The sequence below is a fragment of the Sporosarcina cascadiensis genome, from assembly GCF_009650995.1.
In the GTDB taxonomy this organism is placed as follows: Bacteria; Bacillota; Bacilli; order Bacillales_A; family Planococcaceae; genus Sporosarcina; species Sporosarcina cascadiensis.
In genome coordinates this window covers 18,806-39,441 of record NZ_WHVV01000016.1, presented here as the reverse complement: position 1 = coordinate 39,441, position 20,636 = coordinate 18,806, and the positions used below count along the sequence as shown (strand labels likewise).

General features: G+C 43.3%; 20 protein-coding genes and 5 tRNA genes. 5 read left to right on the top strand and 20 right to left on the bottom strand.

Annotated elements, in window-relative coordinates; all coding sequences use genetic code 11:
• Window positions 1–17: 17 nt before the first annotated feature.
• The 13 genes from GDZ68_RS14845 to GDZ68_RS14785 form a co-directional block, all read right to left on the bottom strand.
• Window positions 18–1,637 (bottom strand): diguanylate cyclase, encoded by a 1,620-nt coding sequence (locus GDZ68_RS14845; protein WP_153723086.1) that lies wholly within the window; start codon window positions 1,635–1,637, stop codon window positions 18–20.
• Window positions 1,638–1,770: 133 nt separating this feature from the next.
• On the bottom strand, window positions 1,771–3,120 hold the full coding sequence (gene glmM, locus GDZ68_RS14840; RefSeq protein ID WP_153723085.1) for a phosphoglucosamine mutase: 1,350 nt from the start codon (window positions 3,118–3,120) through the stop codon (window positions 1,771–1,773).
• A 50-nt stretch (window positions 3,121–3,170) separates the two neighbouring features.
• Window positions 3,171–4,517 carry a CdaR family protein gene (locus GDZ68_RS14835; RefSeq protein WP_153723084.1) on the bottom strand — a complete coding sequence of 449 codons (1,347 nt, stop codon included), beginning with the start codon at window positions 4,515–4,517 and terminating at the stop codon, window positions 3,171–3,173.
• Window positions 4,510–5,346 (bottom strand): diadenylate cyclase CdaA, encoded by an 837-nt coding sequence (gene cdaA / locus GDZ68_RS14830; RefSeq protein ID WP_153723083.1) that lies wholly within the window; start codon window positions 5,344–5,346, stop codon window positions 4,510–4,512. The genes GDZ68_RS14835 and cdaA overlap by 8 nt, the downstream gene beginning before the upstream one ends.
• Window positions 5,347–5,504: 158 nt before the next feature.
• A complete protein-coding gene (locus GDZ68_RS14825; protein ID WP_153723082.1) occupies window positions 5,505–6,140 on the bottom strand; it encodes a zf-HC2 domain-containing protein in 636 nt (211 codons plus the stop codon).
• Between the two features lie 12 nt (window positions 6,141–6,152).
• The gene (gene sigW, locus GDZ68_RS14820; RefSeq protein ID WP_153723081.1) at window positions 6,153–6,716 is read right to left on the bottom strand and encodes an RNA polymerase sigma factor SigW; all 564 of its coding nucleotides are present in this window, start codon (window positions 6,714–6,716) and stop codon (window positions 6,153–6,155) included.
• A gap of 180 nt (window positions 6,717–6,896) precedes the next feature.
• Window positions 6,897–7,802 (bottom strand): arginase, encoded by a 906-nt coding sequence (gene rocF, locus GDZ68_RS14815; protein ID WP_153723080.1) that lies wholly within the window; start codon window positions 7,800–7,802, stop codon window positions 6,897–6,899.
• A gap of 14 nt (window positions 7,803–7,816) precedes the next feature.
• Entirely contained in the window at window positions 7,817–9,928 is a 2,112-nt protein-coding gene (locus GDZ68_RS14810; protein ID WP_194841189.1) for an EAL domain-containing protein, read from the bottom strand.
• 213 nt (window positions 9,929–10,141) lie between these two features.
• Window positions 10,142–10,216: transfer RNA gene (locus GDZ68_RS14805), tRNA-Gln, on the bottom strand.
• 46 nt (window positions 10,217–10,262) lie between these two features.
• Window positions 10,263–10,347, bottom strand: a tRNA-Tyr gene (locus GDZ68_RS14800).
• A 383-nt stretch (window positions 10,348–10,730) separates the two neighbouring features.
• Window positions 10,731–10,805 (bottom strand) — tRNA-Glu (locus GDZ68_RS14795).
• Between the two features lie 18 nt (window positions 10,806–10,823).
• Window positions 10,824–10,899 (bottom strand) — tRNA-Thr (locus tag GDZ68_RS14790).
• A 7-nt stretch (window positions 10,900–10,906) separates the two neighbouring features.
• Window positions 10,907–10,981: transfer RNA gene (locus GDZ68_RS14785), tRNA-Asn, on the bottom strand.
• Between the two features lie 281 nt (window positions 10,982–11,262).
• On the opposite strand from GDZ68_RS14785, the gene GDZ68_RS14780 reads away from it, so the two are divergent.
• Window positions 11,263–11,928: a polysaccharide deacetylase family protein gene (locus GDZ68_RS14780; protein ID WP_153723078.1), complete on the top strand. Its 666-nt coding sequence runs from the start codon at window positions 11,263–11,265 to the stop codon at window positions 11,926–11,928.
• A 31-nt stretch (window positions 11,929–11,959) separates the two neighbouring features.
• Here GDZ68_RS14780 and GDZ68_RS14775 read toward each other — a convergent pair whose 3' ends face one another.
• Window positions 11,960–12,646: a KinB-signaling pathway activation protein gene (locus GDZ68_RS14775; protein WP_194841188.1), complete on the bottom strand. Its 687-nt coding sequence runs from the start codon at window positions 12,644–12,646 to the stop codon at window positions 11,960–11,962.
• Window positions 12,647–12,784: 138 nt separating this feature from the next.
• Between GDZ68_RS14775 and gerD the strand changes: the two genes are divergently transcribed.
• Window positions 12,785–13,387, top strand: a complete 603-nt coding sequence (gene gerD / locus GDZ68_RS14770) for a spore germination lipoprotein GerD (protein ID WP_153723077.1) — start codon at window positions 12,785–12,787, stop codon at window positions 13,385–13,387.
• Between the two features lie 20 nt (window positions 13,388–13,407).
• Here the strand turns inward: gerD and GDZ68_RS14765 are convergent, their stop codons facing one another.
• The 5 genes from GDZ68_RS14765 to GDZ68_RS14745 form a co-directional block, all read right to left on the bottom strand.
• Window positions 13,408–14,466 carry an Mrp/NBP35 family ATP-binding protein gene (locus GDZ68_RS14765; protein ID WP_153723076.1) on the bottom strand — a complete coding sequence of 353 codons (1,059 nt, stop codon included), beginning with the start codon at window positions 14,464–14,466 and terminating at the stop codon, window positions 13,408–13,410.
• 75 nt (window positions 14,467–14,541) lie between these two features.
• Window positions 14,542–15,255, bottom strand: a complete 714-nt coding sequence (locus tag GDZ68_RS14760; RefSeq protein ID WP_153723075.1) for an N-acetylmuramoyl-L-alanine amidase — start codon at window positions 15,253–15,255, stop codon at window positions 14,542–14,544.
• Window positions 15,256–15,386: 131 nt separating this feature from the next.
• Window positions 15,387–15,683 carry a rhodanese-like domain-containing protein gene (locus GDZ68_RS14755; RefSeq protein ID WP_153723116.1) on the bottom strand — a complete coding sequence of 99 codons (297 nt, stop codon included), beginning with the start codon at window positions 15,681–15,683 and terminating at the stop codon, window positions 15,387–15,389.
• Between the two features lie 90 nt (window positions 15,684–15,773).
• Window positions 15,774–16,367, bottom strand: a complete 594-nt coding sequence (locus GDZ68_RS14750; protein ID WP_153723074.1) for a hypothetical protein — start codon at window positions 16,365–16,367, stop codon at window positions 15,774–15,776.
• A gap of 109 nt (window positions 16,368–16,476) precedes the next feature.
• Window positions 16,477–16,824 (bottom strand): DUF3889 domain-containing protein, encoded by a 348-nt coding sequence (locus GDZ68_RS14745; protein WP_228551127.1) that lies wholly within the window; start codon window positions 16,822–16,824, stop codon window positions 16,477–16,479.
• 208 nt (window positions 16,825–17,032) lie between these two features.
• Between GDZ68_RS14745 and GDZ68_RS14740 the strand changes: the two genes are divergently transcribed.
• From GDZ68_RS14740 to GDZ68_RS14730, 3 genes are all read left to right on the top strand, one after another.
• Entirely contained in the window at window positions 17,033–17,560 is a 528-nt protein-coding gene (locus GDZ68_RS14740; RefSeq protein WP_153723073.1) for a sigma-70 family RNA polymerase sigma factor, read from the top strand.
• Window positions 17,553–18,875: a DUF4179 domain-containing protein gene (locus GDZ68_RS14735; protein ID WP_153723072.1), complete on the top strand. Its 1,323-nt coding sequence runs from the start codon at window positions 17,553–17,555 to the stop codon at window positions 18,873–18,875. Before GDZ68_RS14740 ends, GDZ68_RS14735 begins: the two co-directional genes overlap by 8 nt.
• Before the next feature lie 112 nt (window positions 18,876–18,987).
• Window positions 18,988–19,281 carry a YrhK family protein gene (locus GDZ68_RS14730; protein WP_228551126.1) on the top strand — a complete coding sequence of 98 codons (294 nt, stop codon included), beginning with the start codon at window positions 18,988–18,990 and terminating at the stop codon, window positions 19,279–19,281.
• Between the two features lie 146 nt (window positions 19,282–19,427).
• On the opposite strand, the gene GDZ68_RS14725 is transcribed toward GDZ68_RS14730, so the two are convergent.
• Window positions 19,428–20,624 carry a CbiX/SirB N-terminal domain-containing protein gene (locus GDZ68_RS14725; protein WP_153723071.1) on the bottom strand — a complete coding sequence of 399 codons (1,197 nt, stop codon included), beginning with the start codon at window positions 20,622–20,624 and terminating at the stop codon, window positions 19,428–19,430.
• Between the last annotated feature and the right edge of the window lie 12 nt (window positions 20,625–20,636).

Genomic DNA, 20,636 nt, shown 5'->3' with positions numbered 1-20,636 from the left:
GAGGCGCCCCCTTCCTCTTACTCTCTCTTATCAAATAAACGTGTGGCCAGCTTATCAATACGTCCGAGTACCTCAGCCGGCTGAAATGGTTTGATGATATAGTCATCAGCACCCAGCCATAAAGCTGCCTTAATATCATTGGCACTCTTTCTGGCCGTCATCATAGAAACTGTTACATTTGTTTTAGCATGATCACTCTTCAGACGGCTCAACACTTCCAGGCCATCCATTTTCGGCATGACACCATCCAGCAGTACAATGAAGTAGTCATCCGGCGAATACCAGTCATCTTCTAAAAATGCAGGACCGTCAGAATAAGTTTTCACCATAATTTCAATATCTGATGATTTTAATTCCAATAAGGTTTGCTGAAGAATCTGACGAATGAATGAGTCATCATCTACGATTATCACCATTAGCTTTCGTTTGACTGCCAGCTTGCATTGATCATAGACAACTGTTTTATTTCTGCCTTCACGTTTTGCCTGATATAAAGCTTGGTCTGCAGCAGAAACTAACTCCCCGGTATTCCCTTCATACGTTGCGCTTCCTGCTGAAAAGGTAACTTGAAAGGTCTCCTCTCCCGAAGCGAAAGACATAGCATTGAATCTCGAGCGGATGCGTTCCACCGCGTTGACAGTCTCTTCTGCCGGTATATTTGCAAATAACAGAGCAAACTCTTCCCCGCCATAGCGGAACACATAGTCGCCCTCTCTTTTTTCTTCTTTAATGATTTCACCAAATTTACGAAGCACTTCATCTCCTGCTGGATGGCCAAATAAGTCATTCACTTGTTTGAAATGATCCAAGTCCACCATCACTAAAGAGAAAGACCCGTCCAATTGATCAGCATTCTTTGACAGGTTATTGATCGTTTCATCAAAATACCGGCGATTGCCGACCCCTGTCAGACTGTCTGTAATCATGCTGCTGCTAATAGCACGCTGGCGTTGCTGCCGATTGAACAAATAAGGGAAAAAGACATCCATATCAAAGGGTTTTTCAATAAAATCCATCGCACCTCTGCGATAACTCTCAATCTTAAAATCTTTTGTCGCATGTTCACTGGAAATAGCCAATGTCGTATTTTTCTGTCTCGCAGTCTCTGCTATTTGATCCAGAACTTCAAAACCGGTCATGTCAGGGAGTTTGTGATCAATAATAACGATGCTCGGCCGCATAGAATAAAATTGCTCAATACCTCTTTTTCCATTTAGAGAAATGATGACTTGTGCACCGAATTTCTCAAGCAGCTCTTTTAAATACGAAACAAATTCCAAATCATCATCAATAATTAAAATAAATGTTTCTGAGTCCAGACGGTTCACGTACCGATCCGGTAATTGAAATTCTTCTTTCTTTACAGTAATTGAGTCATCAAAATACATGCGAATGCGATTTTTTAAGTTTTCCAATGAGGTAACCGGAATTTTCTGATCATTGGAAGAGGATAAGATCTCCAGCTGAGAGGCACAAAAAAGTGATAACTGATGCAATCCGATAGTTCCAGATGTGCCTTTGAGTTTATGCAGAAAGTAATATAGCTCACGCTCAGTTAAGCTGCCTCTTGTTTCCCACCCATCAAAGATATCCTCTGTTCGCTGTGCTAGCATATCCTGATATTTTTTTTGGCTCATTCTATCTGTTTCCCCCCGTTCATCGGAAGCATCTCCCCAACGATCTCTACTTCAAGTACCACTTTATACAATCATTTATGAAAGAAAGCCGGAAACATGGGTAACCCCTGTGTCCAGCTGCGAAACTATTCGTTTACTCCAAGCCCATTTCCTCAGTCACTATTTGCGAAATACGTTCTGAATAGTCTTCGCACAGTTCCTTTGTTGTCGCTTCTACCATGACTCTGACAAGCGGTTCTGTTCCTGAAGGGCGGACTAAGACACGTCCTTGCCCCGCCATTTCCTTTTCCACTTCATTGATCATGCTGGCAATGCGCAAATTATCCATTACGGCATGTTTGTCAGCCACTCGGATATTTACGAGTTTCTGTGGATATATAGTCATTTCATTGGCTAAGTCAGATAGTTTTTTGCCTGTTTGCTGCATGATGTTCACTAATTGCAAGGCAGTAAGCAAGCCGTCCCCTGTCGTATTATAATCCATGAAAATGATATGGCCGGATTGTTCGCCGCCTAGATTATACTGGCCATTTCGCATTTCTTCCACTACATACCGGTCACCGACAGCCGTCTGTACACTTTTCATTCCAAACTTTTCAAGCGCCTTATAAAAGCCTAAATTACTCATTACAGTTGACACAATAGTATCTGCTTTTAAACGTCCTTTACTATGTAAGTAACGTCCTACAATAAACATGATCTGATCGCCGTCTACTATATTTCCCTTTTCATCTATCGCAATGAGACGATCTCCGTCGCCATCAAAAGCCAGGCCGATAGCTGCATTTTTCTCTACGACCAGTGCAGCCAGCGTTTCAGGATGTGTAGAACCGACTCCATCATTAATATTTAATCCGTTTGGTGAAGCTCCCATTGTCGTTAAGTCTGCATCCAAATCAGCAAATACATGCGTAGCCAATACAGAAGTAGCACCATGTGCACAATCAAGCGCTACATGGATTCCATCAAAGTCTTCATCCACTATTTGTTTCAGATATTGGATATATTTTTGGCCGCCTTCAAAATACTCTGTAATCGTTCCTACCCGTCCGCCAGTCGGCCGCGGCAGCTGATCTTCTTCTTCGTTCAGAAGTTTTTCAAATTCTGCTTCCTGATCATCTGTCAACTTGAATCCATCCGCGCCAAAAAACTTGATTCCATTATCTTCTACCGGATTGTGGGAGGCAGAAATCATGACGCCCGCCTGTGCGTTCATTACTCTTGTGAGGTAGGCAACGCCCGGTGTGCTGATTACGCCCAGTCTCATAACTTCTGCCCCTACCGAAAGGAGTCCTGCGATTAATGCATTTTCTAGCATTTCACCGGAAATACGTGTATCTTTACCGACAAGAACTTCTGCTTTTCCTTCAATATCTCTCGTGAATAAATAGCCGCCAATTCGTCCTAGTTTAAATGCTAATTCAGGCGTCAGCTCGGTATTTGCAACTCCGCGGACTCCATCTGTACCAAAATACTGTGTCATTTTAACTTCTTCCTTTCGATCATATCCTCATTGGATCAAATCTGTTGTTGTCAGGCTTTTGTTTCTACGGATTTTATATCCAGCACGGCATTACGCACTGCCAGCTTCCATGTGATGCCTCTAGGCGCTTCCACCAGTAATGCAGCTGCTTGCCGGCCTTCCGTTTTTACATCTGACGCATCTATATAGATTAAGATATCTGTACGTTTCATTTGTTCAAGTTCTTCTTTTGTGCCTGTCACTTGCAGGGAAACATTGCCGTTAGCCGGCTCCGCAATCGATGCTGTATAGGCAGCGTCAAGATTCCGGATGGAGATGGGCACTTCACTAATTTGCTGGGTGATTTGACTGGGAACTGTTACATTCTCAGGATTACTGTCTTCCGGCGGAGGAGCTGTTTCCTCATCCACCGGCTTGGCAGCAGATTCCTCTGATTTATCCGGCTCATCAGAATCTGCCGGTTCGCCGGCTATTACTACTTGGACTTTTACTTTATTCGGTGTCACTTTGCTGACATCATCCGGCTTTTTAATGGTCACTTCCACTTTACCGGATTTACTGACCTTCGAAAGATCGACTTCTGCAGGTATCTCTTTCACTGCATCCACCGCACTTTTCGGACCGTAGACACGGACAGACTGCTCTTCTAATGTCACACTCTCTACAGTCAGGTCACCGGCCGGCTTCCCTTTACGAATAAGCTTCAACGGTACATCGCGGCTGTATTCCTTCACATCTACCTTCACCGTCACTTCTTCCGGTTCCAATGAAACAGATAATTTATTCAGATCACGGTCAAGCACACGAACACGCGCTTTTTGCTCAAATGATTTATTTATTTTATCATCTCCAGTTACAGAGACTTTGACAAAGCTGATGGCTTCCACAATACTTTTAGCCCCTGTGACATTGATCGAGCCCGGCTGTACATCCATACTTTTCACTTCATAACCTTCCGCCAGCAGCCTGGTGTTCATTTCAGGATCTATGCGGAATGACTGTGTGACTTTTTCTTCGATATTGACATGAACATTTGGCGGTTCAATCCTCACATCCAATTTATCGGAAAGATTCTCTGCCTGTATCCGAACTGTATGTTCACCCAATGTCAGATCCTGCAAGTCTAATTTCAATGTGAAATCTTTCAGCACCTTTGTTGTCTGCACAATATTGGCAGGCCCCTCTATTGTCATGTTGACCATTTCCGGAACACCTGTCACAACCAGGTTTTCCGTATCGTAGTACACCTCTACCGGCACATCCTGAATCAGGGCGAAGACATCATTTGCAGTGTTGCGGTTCGATTGATCTTCCGCCTGCACTGAGAAAAATAGAATAACCGCCAAGAACAGGGCAATCAGACGCAGAAACCAGGGGCTGTCTATGAATTTATCCATTATTTTTCTTCCCCCACTTCCATAGAGAAGTATCCGCTTGACCAGTTTCGCTGCCGAACCATGAAATTCTCAATAACTTTTCGAATTCCTCCATATCTAAATGACGGTTGATATCCCCGTCCGCCGTTAAGCTGACTGCACCCGTTTCCTCAGATACAATAATCGTTACGGCATCTGTCACTTCACTGATGCCGAGTGCTGCACGGTGGCGTGTACCCAGTTCTTTAGAGATGAATGGGCTTTCAGACAACGGCAGGTAGCATGCTGCAGCGGCAATGCGGTTTTTAGTTACAATAACTGCCCCGTCATGCAGCGGCGTGTTAGGAATGAAAATATTGATCAGCAATTCGGATGAAATATGCGAATTCATTGGGATTCCTGTTTCAATATATTCGCTTAAACCTGTTTCTTTCTCAATTGTAATTAAAGCACCGATCCGACGCTTCGCCATATAACTGACCGATTTGCTGAAAGCACTCACTAAGCGATCGCGCTCTTCTTCTTCCTGCATGGCAGTGCGCGCAAACAGCCGGCCTCTTCCCAATTGCTCAAGGGCCCGGCGCAGTTCCGGCTGGAATATAATGATTGCAGCTAAGAAACCCCATCTGAGAACTTCTTCCATTATCCACTGAAGCGTATTTAAACCCAGCCATTCCGTCACATAACGACCGATCAGGATAACAAATATCCCTTTCAGTAACTGAACTGCTTTTGTGCCTTTAATAATAGTAATTAATTTATATAATACGAACCAAACCAGAAGCACATCCACTATATTTTTCAAAATTTCCATTGGTGCTAATGTTGTTACCTGCTCCAAAACCGGCATGTGCTTCCCCTACCTTTTACAAAAGTTCTTATTCATACAGTATAGCATAATTTCCAGCTTACATGCCTACCTTAAGGGTATGCTTCTATTTTTTGGACATTAAAAAAATGATGCCGGAAACCCTGTTCCTGCATCACTTGATAAATGTTTACAACCTCTTATTCAGTTTGCTCTTTATCCCCTTTGGAAGAAGGGATCACATCTCTTGCAACAGACTTTATTTTGTACCAGAGCCAGTCGAATACTTCGTTGATTTCTTCACTGGAACCAGTTATGACAGCGGTGGAAGCCATAAACTTTGAACCGCGTATCACTGTTACATTGCCATCGACTTCTCCCTCAATGCGCAAATCACCGTTCTTCACGACAAGATCGCCTTTGACGGTTTCACCGGCAGGCACCACCACAGTTTCACCTTCCACCACTACGTTCGGCTGTTTGGTAAATGAAAATTGCTGTTCATTTTCAAAACTGGAGAAGAATGATGCACTCATCAGAATCAGGAACAGTGCAGCCGCTGCCATCATAGGATGCTGCCGCAGCCATTTCTTCGGCCCCTTTTTCACATTTTGCTGAGGCAATCTTGCTGTTACTCCGCTTACAAAGCCTGAAGGCGCCTGAACAGTTTCGACACTGCTGAATAAGTTCACTGTCTGTTCCAGCTCTTCCATCATATTTCGGCATTCATCACATGTGCTAATGTGCTCTGTTAAGATTTTTTCTTCTTCATTTGTAATTTCACCATCTAACAACGCATGCATATAATGGACAACATGTTTAGGACATTTTTCCATGAATCCAACCTCCTACATACTCCCCATTTGTTGCCGAAGCGCTTCTCGCCCTCGGTGTACTCTTGTCTTGACAGTCCCTAAAGGCATTTCTAAGATATCAGCGATTTCCTGCAACTGTAGGTCTTCCATATATCGCAAAATAATAATTGTTCGGTATTTATCGGGCAGCCTGTTCACTTCATACTGGATACGTTCCTTCATTTGCATCTTTTCCACTTCTTCTTCCGGAAGTTGCTGATCAGCTGCGATTTGCGAATACATATCTAACCCTTGTGTACCCGGCACTTCTGCGTCTAAATAATAATCCGGTTTCTTCTTGCGGATGCGGTCAATGCACAGATTGGTCGCAATCCGGTATAGCCAAGTGGAAAACTTCCGCTTTTGATCGTACGTTTCCAAATTCACATACGCACGCACAAATGCTTCCTGCGCAATATCTTCTGCCTCTGCCGAGTTATTCAGCATGCGGTAACATACTTGATACAGCCGATGCTGAAAATGAATGACAATTTCTTCAAAGGCTTCCTGATTGCCACCCAGCACTTCTTTTACACGCTTTGTAATCAATTCATCCAATAGGCTTCACCCTCCGCTCTATGCGGCTGTCCCTTTATATACGTTACAGGCTTCATTTGGTTTCACTTTTTCTTTTCTTTTTATGTCCACTACTACAATATCATTTTTCGGTCGGTTGGTGATAGGAAAATCTCCACAAAAAAAATGACCGAAACCAATAAGCTTCAGCCACTCCTGTAATCATAATAATTTTTCACCGAATAATGAACCCATCAATCCCACTGCCACATCTGCTGTTTTATTATATTTGTCGAGGATTGGATTTACTTCAACAAATTCAGCAGAAGTAATTACACCCGCGTCTTCGAGCAGCTCCATCGCCAAGTGACTTTCCCGATAGGTGATACCGCCCGGCACCGGTGTACCAACTCCAGGAGCATAAAGAGGATCGAGCCCGTCTAAATCTAATGAAAGGTGGACACCGTCTACCTGTCGTGATGCCAAGTAGTCCAGCGTTTGCTGTATCACCGCGGTCATGCCATATCGATCAATCTCATGCATTGTGAAAACTTTTACGCCTTTTTCTTTGATCAGCTTTCGTTCGCCCGGATCTAAAGCCCGTGCTCCGATAATAACAATGTTCCGAGGATCAACCTTTGCACCCTCGTGATGTACATTGACTAAATTTTCATGGCCAAGTCCTATACTGACAGCCAACGGCATCCCGTGGATATTGCCGGAAGGGGATGTTTCACTTGTGTTCAGATCTGCATGCGCATCATACCAAATAACTCCTAAATTCTGATAGTGTGCAGCTAAACCGGCAAGCGTCCCAATCGCTATACTGTGATCTCCGCCCAGAACCAGAGGGAACCTTTTTTCTTTTACAATGCGCGAAACAGCTGCGGCCAGTTCTTCCGTCGCTGACGTGACTTCCTGTAAATTCTTCAGACCGGAATCAAAACAATGATTTTCCTGAACTGCGGAAATCGCGATATTTCCTTCATCTGTCACCCGGCATCCTAGATCTTTCAGGCGCTCGGCGGCACCCGCATATCGAATAGCACTCGGACCCATATCTACTCCCCGGCGGCTCTGACCAAAATCCAACGGTACACCGATCATCGAAATATTCAGTTCACGCATCAGCAACTCCTCCTTCAGCTGTCTCTCATCCGGCTCTCCCGTGTCTCTTTCGCTTCCAATAACATAGTCGGTCGTCCAAAATAATACCCCTGTCCTTCTCTGCATCCCAGACGGTACAGCATATCTGACTGTTCCTGCAATTCGATGCCTTCTGCTACTACATTTAACCCCGCTGTATCGGCAAGGGTGACAATCGCCTTTACGATTGCCTGACTGTTTTCATTTTCTAAAATATCCCGCACAAACGCCATATCGATTTTCAATGTATCGGCAGGCAGCTCTTTAATATAACTGAACGTGCTGTACCCTGTCCCAAAATCATCGATTGCAATTGTAATACCGGCACTCCGAAGCTTTTGTATGGAATCTTTCATTCCTTCCATATCCATAAAAGAACTTTCCGTCAACTCCAGCTCTAGCATTTCAGCAGGTACACCGAATTCCTCCATGATCTGAAACACCGAATCTACAAAGCCGTCTTCCTTCATTTGAACAGTCGAAACGTTAACCGCAAACTTGCAAAAAGAATTTTCAGCAAGCTCTTCTGCCGCACGTCTGCAAACTTCTCGTAAAATCCATTCGCCAAGCGGAACAATGATTTTAGTTTCTTCTGCAAGAGGAATAAACTTCATTGGCGGTATAATTCCTAGATCCGGATGTTTCCATCGGACCAGAGCTTCTACTCCCGCGAGTTCACCTGTGCTTAAAATTACTTTAGGCTGATATTCCAAATAAAAATGCTGCTGCTGAACACTTTTCCGCAATTCATTTTCCAATAATATTCGCTCTAACGACATTTTAGAAGTGCCATGCTGATACATCTCACTGTCTCCGCCGCCCCGCATTTTCACTTTACCAAGGGCCAATGTGGCTTTGGTGACCATTTCAGAAGGCTGATTCGCATGCTCGGGATACATGGAAATACCGCAGCTGATCGACAGCGTGTAAGATTGCCGGCCGACTTGAATCGGTTTTTCCAAATATAAACGGATATCTTCTGCATAATTGTAAATATCAGTTTCTTCCGTTAATCCTGTAACGATGAATGCAAACTCATCTCCCGCAATTCGAGCCAGCAAACTTTCCGGACCCGTTTTTTTCTTCAGGCGCTCGCCAACCATCGCCAGCAAGTAGTCCCCCGCTTCATGCCCCAACAAATCATTGGCATAGCGCAACCTGTCAATATTGATGTGAACGAGCGCAAAGACTTGGTTTCGGGTACGCGCCCGCTCAAATGCCAGCGCCAATTGCTCGCGGAAAGAGTTGCGATTCATCAGAGAAGTCAGCTGATCATTGTAAACCAAATAACGAATCTTTTCTTCTGACTTCACCCGTTCTGTTACATCCCGCATAACAATCAGCAACTGATCCTCGTAATCTACCGAACCATGCACTTCGTTCAGCTTAGCCTCCATTATATGGATGCCGCCCTTCACGTCGAGCAATGAAAATTCTAAACTGATCGTATCGCCATTATACTCGCGAAACTGAGACACTTTTTTCTTGGCTTTCTGACGGTCTTTCTTATAAATAAGAGAAAATAATGAACCTTCATACAGACTGTCCAGAGAATATCCCAGCAACTTTCCAAATGAAGGAGATACGTATTTGAATTTCCCATCGCGATCAATAACCGAAATGAAGTCGGAGGCGTTTGTCGTAATGATTTCATAGAGTTCTGCACTTTTACGTATTTCTTCTTCCATTAACTTTCTAGCTGTAATATCGTATCGGATAGATATATACTGATAGGGTTTTCCTTTATTATTTAAAAACGGAACTATAGTTGTATCTACCCAATAAAATGAGCCGTCTTTTTTCCGGTTTCGTATGTCACCGCGCCAAGTCTTTCCGCTTCCAATTGTGGACCACATATCTTTAAAGAAAGAAGAGTCATGATAGCCTGAATTGACAATACGCTGATTAGCGCCAATCAAATCATCCAAAGAATACTGGGAAAGCTTTTCAAAATGTTCATTTGCATATCGGATTGTACCTTGGGAATCAGTAATAGAAACAATCGCTGCCTGCTCTAAAGTATAAGCAATATCCCCAAGGGTTTTTTGTATACCTAATTCACTATCTGGGTCGGCGAACTTTTCCATTCCTTTTAAAAAACGCTGCATATCTATATCACAATCCCTATATTTGTATATTTTCTTTTCCATCTGCAAGAGAAAATACCTATGCGTAATATTATTTATTATACACCATTATCCATTCTCTTCTAGATGTTAAACAAAATTAAATCACAAAAAAACCCTTCATTATTGTGAAATAATAAGGATTCGTCATATTTCTTTTTAATTGTAATATAAGCACTATATCGAAAGGTAAAATGGCTGGGGTAGCTGGATTCGAACCAACGAGTGACGGAGTCAAAGTCCGTTGCCTTACCGCTTGGCTATACCCCAACGTGTTGCTTGGTTATGGTTAAAAAGGTAACAAGTAAAACAAACATGGTGGTGGGGGACGGATTCGAACCGCCGAACCCGGAGGGAGCGGATTTACAGTCCGCCGCGTTTAGCCACTTCGCTACCCCACCGTGTTAAAATTTCGATAAGCTTCGCATTACTGCGTCAGCTGCACTCGCTCAGTCAGTCACGTACTTTTAGGTACGCTCCTTCTTTCTCTCGATTGCTTCCTTGTTCTGCTCGCTTCTCCCAATTTTAACGGGATTGCGATAAGCTTCGCATTACTGCGTCGCTTGCACAGGAAGTGCTGACTTCGATGTTGCCACAGGACGTGGCGTTCTTAATCGAAGATCCTTTAAGTCAGTCACGTACTTTAGGTACGCTCCTTCTTTCTCTCGATTGCTTCCTTGTTCTGCTCGCTCGGGCCTACAGGATGTAGGTCATGCATCCGTTACCGCACGATGCGGTGATTTTAGGATGCCTTCCTTACGATAAGCTTCGCTTTAGAATAAGTTGGTGACCCCTACGGGATTCGAACCCGTGATACCGCCGTGAAAGGGCGGTGTCTTAACCGCTTGACCAAGGGGCCAGAATAAGAATGTTCTCATGGAGCTTCCAGCCGGGCTCGAACCGGCGACCTCTTCCTTACCATGGAAGCACTCTACCTGCTGAGCTATGGAAGCATAAAAATGGCTCCGCAGGTAAGATTCGAACTTACGACCGATCGGTTAACAGCCGATTGCTCTACCACTGAGCTACTGCGGAATAGTTAAATTGTTAGTTATTATCTTTGACGACAAAAATCATTTTATCACGCTTACTAAGTATGTGCAACCTTTTTTATATAATACCTCGAACTTTTTTTATTATATAGCTTACTCATCATATGCGTCAAGACTTTTTCATATAATATTTTATCGGAATCCATGTACAGCCTCCGGCGTTTGTAAACATTTTGGAGGAAGTTAATCATGCCTGCACGATTAACTTCCAGACGCAATCACACCGGGGGGTGATTGATACTTTACTGTCATAAGGAGATCAGTATGCTGAAGAAAATCATCCTAATTTCTATGCTTAGTCTATTATTCATTTTGTACCTGCCCAAAATTACCGCACAGCCTTCTTCTTTAACAGCAGTTTTTCGCCTAGCAGAGCATCCGGCAGTTATCGTAAAAGGTGTTCAAGGCTCAGCCGCCACAATTGATATTTCATTTGGTGAGCAGGAAATTGAAGAGCTTGTGGACCAGCTGTCACAGCCATATCCTCTCCTTTTTATAGATAGTGACTGGGCACTGCGTTTCCCTCATATCGTCGAGAAAATCAAGAAACGTTCTATTCCTGTTGCTTTACTGGGGCAGGAAGGCAGCAAATATGAGGAGAATACTTCATTGTTCATACAGCAGCTCGAGCAGTTTGAAGAGGCTTTCAAAGCCCAGCCGCTATGGTTCCGCACAACCGATGAAGTGTTTCCGCAGTCGCTGCTGCAGGCCGTCAATGAAGCAGAAATCAATGCATTGGGCTCAACTGTGCATTGGAGCGGAGGCGACTTGCCTAAAAAGACTGAAGGTGAGATTATTGCTGTGCCTCATCATCGTGAAGAGCGGGTCCGTCTTAAAGATATTGAGCGTTTATTGGCGAGCAGACCATTTCAATCAGTAGAAGATTTACTGTTCCAGCCTTCTGTTAAAACTAAAAAGCTGCCAAAATAAAACCGATGGGAGATGTGAACTCCCATCGGTTTTATTTGGCTTTAGCCGATTTTTGCAGCTTTACTTTCTTTCGTTCAATGCGTCGCTTGTCCAGCTCTGCTTTGTCAATATCCGACTGCCTGTTATATTTCGGCAAAATGAGCAATTGATAAGCATTTACTGCAAGCAGCGGGAATAAAAGGATCGTGACCCATTCATCTCTGTTGCCAGATTGGACCATCAAAGCCGGCAGCCATTCGAGCGTCGTGATGACGATCATAAAGAACAGCGCGGAAATGAGTGCATGTTTCTTTGTCCACTGTGCTTTGAAATAAGCGGTCACTGCGGATACCGCAACCAATGTGAGAAGCAGGAAGATATACAAGAATGTCTGTCCTGTACTTGCCTGTGATAATTTAAATCGGAATACTACCAGGTCAAACAGCACAACCACGATGATCAACATCTGTACCCAGTTCCATAACGTTAAGGTACGGAACATATTCACACCGAATTGGTGAACTGTCAAATACGCAAAAAAGCCCATTTGTGCCACGACACTCATGGTGAAACCTAAAAAAATCATCCATAGGAACGCGCCGAGAAACTGCCATATTTCGCCTGCCTGTATATATCCAAAAAAGAAGTTCCAACGTACGATTAAGCCGACAATGGCTGTAATCCCACCGCCGATTGCCATAGCTCGCAAGAAAAATTTAACCCAATTTCGTATTGTCACAACACTGTTCCCCTTTTTTTCATGTCCTTAACAGTGTATCAACGATTCTCCAAAAAATCTATTTCATTGAACGAATCATGCATATTCCTTCTGATATTGTGAACAATAAATGAAAATACAAGTGGAAGGTTGATTGGAATGAAAAAAATTGCAGGTCTTCTCCTATTCCTTGTATTCCTGACGGGTTGCAGCGGCGGACAGCAGGCAGGTCCAAGCTATGACGAAATGAAAAAAATGATGACAGACGCGATCCAGACGGAAGACGGAAAAAAAGCGCTGCGTAAGTTAATGACAGATCCGGAGTTCCGTGAGTTGCTAGTGCTAGAACAGCCTGAAGTAAAACAAAGTATCGAAAACGTACTGCTTTCCAAAGAAGGAGAGAATTTTTGGAAAACTGCGTTTGAAGATCCTAAATTTACGGAATCTGTAGCGAAAAGTATGAAAAAGCAGCAGGCCGATATTATGAAAGATTTAATGGGGGATGCATCATTTCAAAAAGAGATGGAGAAGTTTTTCGGTCAGCCCGACATGATGAAGCAAATGGAGAAAGTTATTAACTCGAGCACATTAAAAAAAGAAATGGAGAAAGCAGTGGAAGATACGATTAATAGTCCGCTTATGCAGGCAAAATGGCAGCAGCTCATTATGAAAGCCGGAAAAGGAAGCGAAGCGGAAGGGGAAGATAAAGGCGGCAAGGAAGAGTCCGGCGAAGAAGAGGAAAAAGCAGGCGGTGGGAAATAACTTTCCACTCGCCTGCTATATTATTTACCGCGTTTTTCAATTACTGTATCAGCTACTTGTAAGTAAATTTTTCCGATCGGATGATCTTCTGCATAGACTGACGGCGCAAATTCTGTTTCATTCCAGTCGGGCTGGCCTAATGGAATCTGTCCCAGCAGCTCTGTGCGAAGTTCTTCAGACAAACGTGTACCGCCGCCTTGCCCAAAAACGTACTCTTTCTCACCCGATGATTTTGATTCAAACCATGACATATTCTCTATAACGCCAAGCAGTTCATGATCCGTCTGCAAGGCCATCGCTCCTGCACGCGCCGCGACGAATGCTGCAGTCGGGTGCGGTGTTGTCACGACGATTTCTTTGGAAGCAGGAATCATTTGGTGAATATCAAGTGCAACGTCCCCCGTTCCCGGCGGCAAATCCAGCAATAGATAATCCAGCTCGCCCCATTCAACGTCACGGAAGAATTGATCCAGTACTTTACCCAGCATAGGCCCTCGCCATACAACCGGTGCGTTGTCTTCGACGAAGAAGCCCATGGAAATTACTTTGACACCAAATCTCTCAACCGGCATAATGCGGTCTTCTCTAACTTCCGGCATAGCGGTAATCCCCATCATATCAGGAACACTGAAACCGTAAATATCCGCATCAATCAAACCGACTTTTTTACCGCGTCTTGCCAATGCCACTGCCAAGTTTACAGATACAGTCGATTTACCGACGCCGCCTTTTCCGGATGCAATCGAAATAAATTCGATATTGGACAAAGGAGACAGAATATCCTGCGGCTCTGCTTCTGTTACCGTACCGCGAAATTGCTCAAGCACTTCTTTCGGCAGTTCTTCAAAACGAATTCCGACAGAGTCTGCTCCTGCCTCTTTCAAAACGTCCACTACTTTCGATTGAAGCGCTAATTGCTCACCGGTATTCACTTTCGCAATTGCTACTTTGACACTGACATGCTGCTTTTCAGGTTTAATGGTCACGCCGACAATACCATTAGTTTCTGCCAGTGTTTTATGTAAAAACGGATCTTCCAATGCGCCAATCAATTCACGGACCTGTTGTTCATTAATCACATTCGACACTCCTAACTAAATTCATTCACTCCCCTTTATCATACCATATTCCCAATAGTCTCAACTGTCATTTGCTCACTGTTCATCTGCATGCTCATATTTCACGATGCCGTCGACAATGGCAGCCGCCACTTTTTTCTGATAGGCTCGATCTGCCAGTAACTTTCTTTCTTCGGGATTCGATAAAAATCCGGTTTCCACTAAAACAGCAGGTGACGGCACCTTTTTCAGCAAATAAACGCCCGTTATCTTCATGGCTTCCCTGTCCGTATTTTTCAACTGGTCACGCAACTCGCCTTGAATCGAACTTGCCAGCATTTTTCCGGCCGGATTGCCTCCAGGATGATAGAATACCTGAGAACCGCGCCAGCGTTCTTCCGGAATCGCATTTACATGCACACTGATGAACATATCGGGTTCTAACTCCACTGCCATGCTTTCCCGTAATTTAAGATCTGCAAATTTCCGGCTTCTTGTCGAATTAAACGATTCAGACGGTGCATGTTCAGCAATTGCGTCTCCTTCCTTTTCGCGGGTCATTTTGACAGTTGCCCCTTTTCTTTCAAGTAATTTCTTTACTTCGTGAGAAATACTCAGTGTGATGTCTTTTTCTATAATATCTTCCGCCGAAGCTCCTCCGTCTTCCCCGCCATGACCCGGATCAATCAGAATACTTACACCACCCAGTTCTGCAGGTGTGAAAAAACCCCGGTCAGACGCCTTTACGCCATACCATACCCCGCCCAATGAAAAAAACAACAGCAACCCTGCCACAAGCCACTTTTTCATCTATACACCGCCTTTTTCTTTCACTATACGCTTGGACAGCCGGTGTTATGTATCGGGTCAATTAAATAAAGCCGCAGGAGCACCATTCTGCTCTTGCGGCTTTACATATTTCACGGGCATGTTCGCATTTTTTATTCTGTCTTACCTTCCCAAGTCAGCATGCCGCCCGCCATATTCGTTACATCAAAGCCTTCATCAGCCATGATTTCCTGTGCTCTTCCGCTTCTGCCGCCTGAACGGCATACGAGGATATAAGGTATTTCTTGATCAAGATCATGCATTTCGATGGGAAGATTGCCAAGTGCGATATGCGTTGCCCCCGGGATCTTGCCTTCTGCTACTTCATCATCTTCGCGCACATCAATAATATTTAATTCCTTGCCGCTTTCTAATTGTTCTTGCACTTCTTTTGCTGTCAATTGTTTCAAAGCCATGAGCTGTACCCTCCAAAATATCTAATATACCCTCATTCTATCCCGCCTATTGAACGGTTGTCTATAGATATGAACTGTTCTTACCTACATCAATTCACTCGGCGTATGTCCTCTGTTTTCCCACAGTCTTGTAGTGTTGGCGATTTCGATGACTGCCGGAATATAACGTTCCGCTTTTTCAATCGGCAGCCCGAGACGGCCCAGGAAGTCAGATAGTTCTTTAGTGAATTCTCCCCCGCTCATCTGCAGATCGAGCACGAGCTGCTCCACTTCTTCCTCGATATTGACCGAAGCATCGAAGTCTTCGCGCATCATCTCTTTCAGACGTTCTTGCTGGGGCGTCTGCTGAAAATAAAACTGATCCATATAGGACAATAATTCATTTTTTTCCGGCACATAAAACGGTTTTCCGGCAGCCGCTTGTTCCAGTGCCTTTTTTTCATTGAAAATATGAAGAACTTCCGCTACAAACGTGTCCCGATAGACATGAACAAATCGTTCTTCCAGCTTTTCCTTTACAGGTGGCTCATTGACTAAGGCAACCAGCGCCTCCAATGAAATCCTATTCTCCGTATATGTATGATAGATTTCCAGCACTTTTTCGAACGGCGTCACACCATAAAGGTTCGTACAGGCCGCTATATAATCCAGCAGCAAATTTTCGTCTATATCTTTCATTCAGATCACCCCTTTCAAGTAGTAAATCTTCTTTATCTGTCAATTGTAACAAAATCACCTGCGGAATACAGACAAACCCGCATCTATTTTCAGATGCGGGTTCATTAATTTATTCGCCTGCATGCAACTCTTGGAATTCTACGCTGATCAGCTTGTCTGTTCCCACCGCATATGTCACGTTTACAAGCACGCCGAATTCACGGCTTCCCTCTTTCAGCCACAGTCTGAATTTCTCAACGGCGGCTCCTTTCTCCGATTCACTTCCTATATGCAAGTAGTCCACAACATTCGCCTGAGGATACTTCACCTGCGTCTCCTTAATTGCGAGCCGGGACCATTTTGCATACGTGGGGGCCTCGGATTGTGCAGCAGCTTGGAACGGTACTGAAGCGACAGTAGAAGCACCTGCCAAGATAAGCCCAAAAGCCAAGCATAGATTTCGAATGATGACATACACCTCCTCCCGCTATAGGATGCGTCATTTCTTTTGATTCATTCTAGGTGTCTTCTAGGTGCCTGTGCGCAAAACAATCATGAAAGTTCAAACAATCATGTTTGTTCAAACAATCATGATTGTTTGCTGCACAGGCACCTTTTCTAAAAAAGTTGAAACGAAACGTTCCGCTCTGAAGTCTAATGTATGTCCGGACGAAAGGAGTTCTTATATGTTTCACTCAGACTTATTGAAAAAAGCACAAAAAGGGAATGACCAGGCGTTTCTTGAGCTGATTAATCCTGAAAAAGATAAATTGTACCGAATTGCTTTTACTTATGTGAAAAATGAAAGTGACGCACTTGATGTAGTTCAGGAATCCATTTATAAAGCTTATACTTCTATCAAAAATGTTAAAGAGACTGCCTATTTTTCCACATGGCTGACCAGAATTCTGATTAATACCGCTTTAGATTTCATTAAGAAGAAAAGTAAGGTGGTTCCCATTGAACAGGATTCCCTGGAAAGAGTGGAATCACCACAAAAACCATTTTCCGAAGATAAATTAGATTTATTGGAAGCCATCGAAGAACTAGAGGAGAAATACAAGACTGTGATTGTCTTGCGGTTTTATAAAGATTTAACGGTAAAACAAATAGCCGAGCTTTTGGAGTGTCCAGAAGGTACGGTGAAAACAAATTTGCATCGAGCCATTAATCGATTAAAAATACGTTTTAAGGAGTCGTGTATCAATGAATAATGAAAAGCATGATGTGAAAAAAGCCATCGATCAAATTGACGTGCCGCATGATAAATTAGACCAATCGATAGCAAATGCAATCAAAAAGGGAAAAGTAAACAACATAAAGCAGCGCCGGAGAGTATGGCCTTCCATTACAGCAGCTTCATTCGCGGCCTTTATCTTGCTTAGTTCCGCTTACGTATCACCGACGATGGCAAGAGTGTTATCTTCCGTTCCAGTGCTGGATTCTGTTTTCGAATTTGCAGGCGACAGAGGATTAGTCATCGCCAGCCAAAGAGGATTATCAAATGAGATTGAACAAACTGTCACAGACGAGGGTGTTAGTTTGACCATTAAAGATGTGTATTATGACGGAACACGCCTGTCGATAAGTTATATACAGGAATCTGCTCATCCGAAAGATCATCTAGGTGAATTTCAGCTGAAAGCAGACGGTCAGGTAATCAACTTCTCAGATAGTCGCACAGGCAAACTTTTATCCGAAACACAATTTGCAGGTGTTATGAATATAGCGCCTGTTGAAGAACTTCCTGATTCATTTGAGCTGAGTATGTCATTGAAGGAAGTAGGAAATGTCGCAGGCACATGGGATTTTGAAGTTCCAGTTGTGCTGTCCGACGAAGACGTAAAGACGATTCCAGTCAACAAGAAACTAGTCTATCAGGACACGGAAATGACAGTGAAAGAAGTGAAAATCGGAGCAGCAGGCATTAAACTTTCTGTGTCCGTTACCTCCCCTGATGAAATCGATCCAAACATGGTAGGTGATCATCTGCTGAATCTTAATTTGCTGAGTGATCAAGGAATAGCTCTGACTCAACTGGATGTCTACGGCGCAGGAAACATGGTAAACGGCCAAAACGTGATAAATATGGAATATCGATATGAACCGCTTGAATACGCTTCTGAATCACTCACAGTCAGCCCGTATTTAGTTCCGGTGAATACAGGCCAACCTGTGCGAATTGAACATTCGTTACAATCTGATCAATTGCCACTAACTATCGATCAAGGAGAAATGGGCAAAATTATTGTTCAAGATTTACAATACGAAGATGAAAAAATGCTTCTGTACTTCGAAGTAGACAGTGACTTTACTTACGATGGACATTTCCAGTTCAATACGCTTTGGCTTGAAGATGAAAAAGGCAATAACCTGACGATTACAGGCTATCCAGAGCGTGTGGAAGGCAACACATACGTACAGGAATTCAAAAAGACTTCTAAGGTTGAGCAATTGACCCTGGTATCTTTTGAAATGCCTTATCTGGAAATGCTTAATGAGTTAGAATTGGAGATACCTCTGAAGTAGATTTTTGTAAACCGCCTGAGCGTCATTCAGCTCAGGCTTTTTTCTATCCCTTCATTTATTACCGTTTACAGCAATAACAGAAGGGAAATGGAATACTAAGGAGGGAACACGGATGCCTATGTTTGTTGACAATAAAAAAAACTATGAGGTCAAGATAGGAAAGTATGCGATCTTCTTCAATAAAAATTACCGGTATATTTTCATTATTAATGAATTAATACTCGGTATTATATTTATTGTTGGAAGCATTTTTTTCTTGTTTGAATCGTTAAAAACAGCGGGAATCATACTTTTTATTGTGGGAAGTGTCCAGCTTTTCATACGTCCTGCACTGAAGATTCTCCATGCCACTACACTTCGCAATATAGACAGTATCAAGAGAAATCACGAGGGAATGGATTCATGAGATTAAGCATTCAAAAAACTCCCGGCTGATATGCTGAGAGTTTAACATTCAGGTGCCTGTGTGCAAAACAATCATGAAAGTTCAAACAATCATGTTTGTTCAAACAAACATGATTGTTTGCTGCACAGGCACCTTTTCTAGAAGAGTTAATGTTGATGTTCGTGCACATACCCAGTTTCTTCCACGTAGTTACGGAAATTCTCTAGATCCTGCATGCCAGTTGAAGTACCGTCTAACGCTTGATTCATACGTTCTAACAACACTGTCTGCAGCTTTGGATGATAGCCAAAATACTCAGCGATTTCAATTGTCGCATGTGGATAATCTAATTTGAATTGTTCCGCCATTTTATTCATTCGCTTCATTAAAATTCCCGTGAATAAAAAGTACGGCAGCATAATCACTTTTTTTGCACCTAATTCTATACAACGCTCCATTCCATCCTGCACTGTAGGCGTCGTAACCCCTATAAAAGCACATTCAAGGATCGGCACATGTAAGTTTTCTTTTAACAATCTGCTGATTTTATAAAAATCTTCCTTCGCATCTACATCACTGCTTCCTCGTCCTATAAAGAGTATGGCTGTATCCTCATGTTTCTGATTTACATCGAAGCCCACTTCAGTAAGTCTTGTCAGTAAGATCTCAATAATCTCCTCATGAATACCAATCGTTTGACCATACGTAAATCGAATATCCGGAAATTGTTCTCTTGCTTGTTCAATTTCAGCGGGAATATGGAGTTTCGAGTGGCCTGCATGTAATAAAATGATTGGGATCACATGGACTTCTCCTGCACCTTTTTCAATGCACAATTGAATTCCATCTTCAATATTTGGCGATGCAAATTCTAAAAAACACGTTTCTACAAGCAAGGACGAATCGATTTGTCCTCTCATTCGTTCAATAAATTGGCGGACTTCTTCATTTCCTGCCTCCAACCTGCTGCCATGTCCGACAAACAATACTGCTTTTTTCACCGGTCCTCTCGCTCTTCTGTATTTATTAATCCCTTTGAAGCGAGTTTCACCACGTTTTCGTTCGCCGTGCTCCATTGAATAAATGATCGACTCTTCCTTCACTGTTTCCTGAACAATTGCCCGTGACGTTTCTTCTTCTTGCACGGAATACCATGTTCCTTTTGGGTAATCAATGACAACGCATTTATCCTTGCAGCGTCCATTACAGCGAGTGCGTGATGTGTGAATATGCTCGTCCAGACGATTGGTACGGATTTCATCACGAATTTGTTGCGTTACCTCTTCAGCCCCGGCCCCCATACAAGTATCGCCATTGCATATAAGTAAGTGACGCTGCATCTGCGTTAAATTCCATGTTGTCATAAAATAGATCCT

Excerpts from the sequence above, each read along its gene's own strand:
- GDZ68_RS14845 (WP_153723086.1), bottom strand. The coding sequence starts at position 1,637 with ATGAGCCAAAAAAAATATCAGGATATGCTAGCACAGCGAACAGAGGAT.
- GDZ68_RS14725 (WP_153723071.1), bottom strand. The coding sequence starts at position 20,624 with ATGACAACATGGAATTTAACGCAGATGCAGCGTCACTTACTTATATGC.
- GDZ68_RS14810 (WP_194841189.1), bottom strand. The coding sequence starts at position 9,928 with ATGCAGCGTTTTTTAAAAGGAATGGAAAAGTTCGCCGACCCAGATAGT.
- GDZ68_RS14730 (WP_228551126.1), top strand. The coding sequence starts at position 18,988 with ATGCCTATGTTTGTTGACAATAAAAAAAACTATGAGGTCAAGATAGGA.
- GDZ68_RS14735 (WP_153723072.1), top strand. The coding sequence starts at position 17,553 with ATGAATAATGAAAAGCATGATGTGAAAAAAGCCATCGATCAAATTGAC.
- rocF (WP_153723080.1), bottom strand. The coding sequence starts at position 7,802 with ATGCGTGAACTGAATATTTCGATGATCGGTGTACCGTTGGATTTTGGT.
- GDZ68_RS14760 (WP_153723075.1), bottom strand. The coding sequence starts at position 15,255 with ATGAAAAAGTGGCTTGTGGCAGGGTTGCTGTTGTTTTTTTCATTGGGC.
- GDZ68_RS14750 (WP_153723074.1), bottom strand. The coding sequence starts at position 16,367 with ATGAAAGATATAGACGAAAATTTGCTGCTGGATTATATAGCGGCCTGT.
- GDZ68_RS14825 (WP_153723082.1), bottom strand. The coding sequence starts at position 6,140 with ATGGAAAAATGTCCTAAACATGTTGTCCATTATATGCATGCGTTGTTA.
- cdaA (WP_153723083.1), bottom strand. The coding sequence starts at position 5,346 with ATGCCGGTTTTGGAGCAGGTAACAACATTAGCACCAATGGAAATTTTG.
- GDZ68_RS14740 (WP_153723073.1), top strand. The coding sequence starts at position 17,033 with ATGTTTCACTCAGACTTATTGAAAAAAGCACAAAAAGGGAATGACCAG.
- gerD (WP_153723077.1), top strand. The coding sequence starts at position 12,785 with ATGAAAAAAATTGCAGGTCTTCTCCTATTCCTTGTATTCCTGACGGGT.
- GDZ68_RS14780 (WP_153723078.1), top strand. The coding sequence starts at position 11,263 with ATGCTGAAGAAAATCATCCTAATTTCTATGCTTAGTCTATTATTCATT.
- GDZ68_RS14835 (WP_153723084.1), bottom strand. The coding sequence starts at position 4,517 with ATGGATAAATTCATAGACAGCCCCTGGTTTCTGCGTCTGATTGCCCTG.
- glmM (WP_153723085.1), bottom strand. The coding sequence starts at position 3,120 with ATGACACAGTATTTTGGTACAGATGGAGTCCGCGGAGTTGCAAATACC.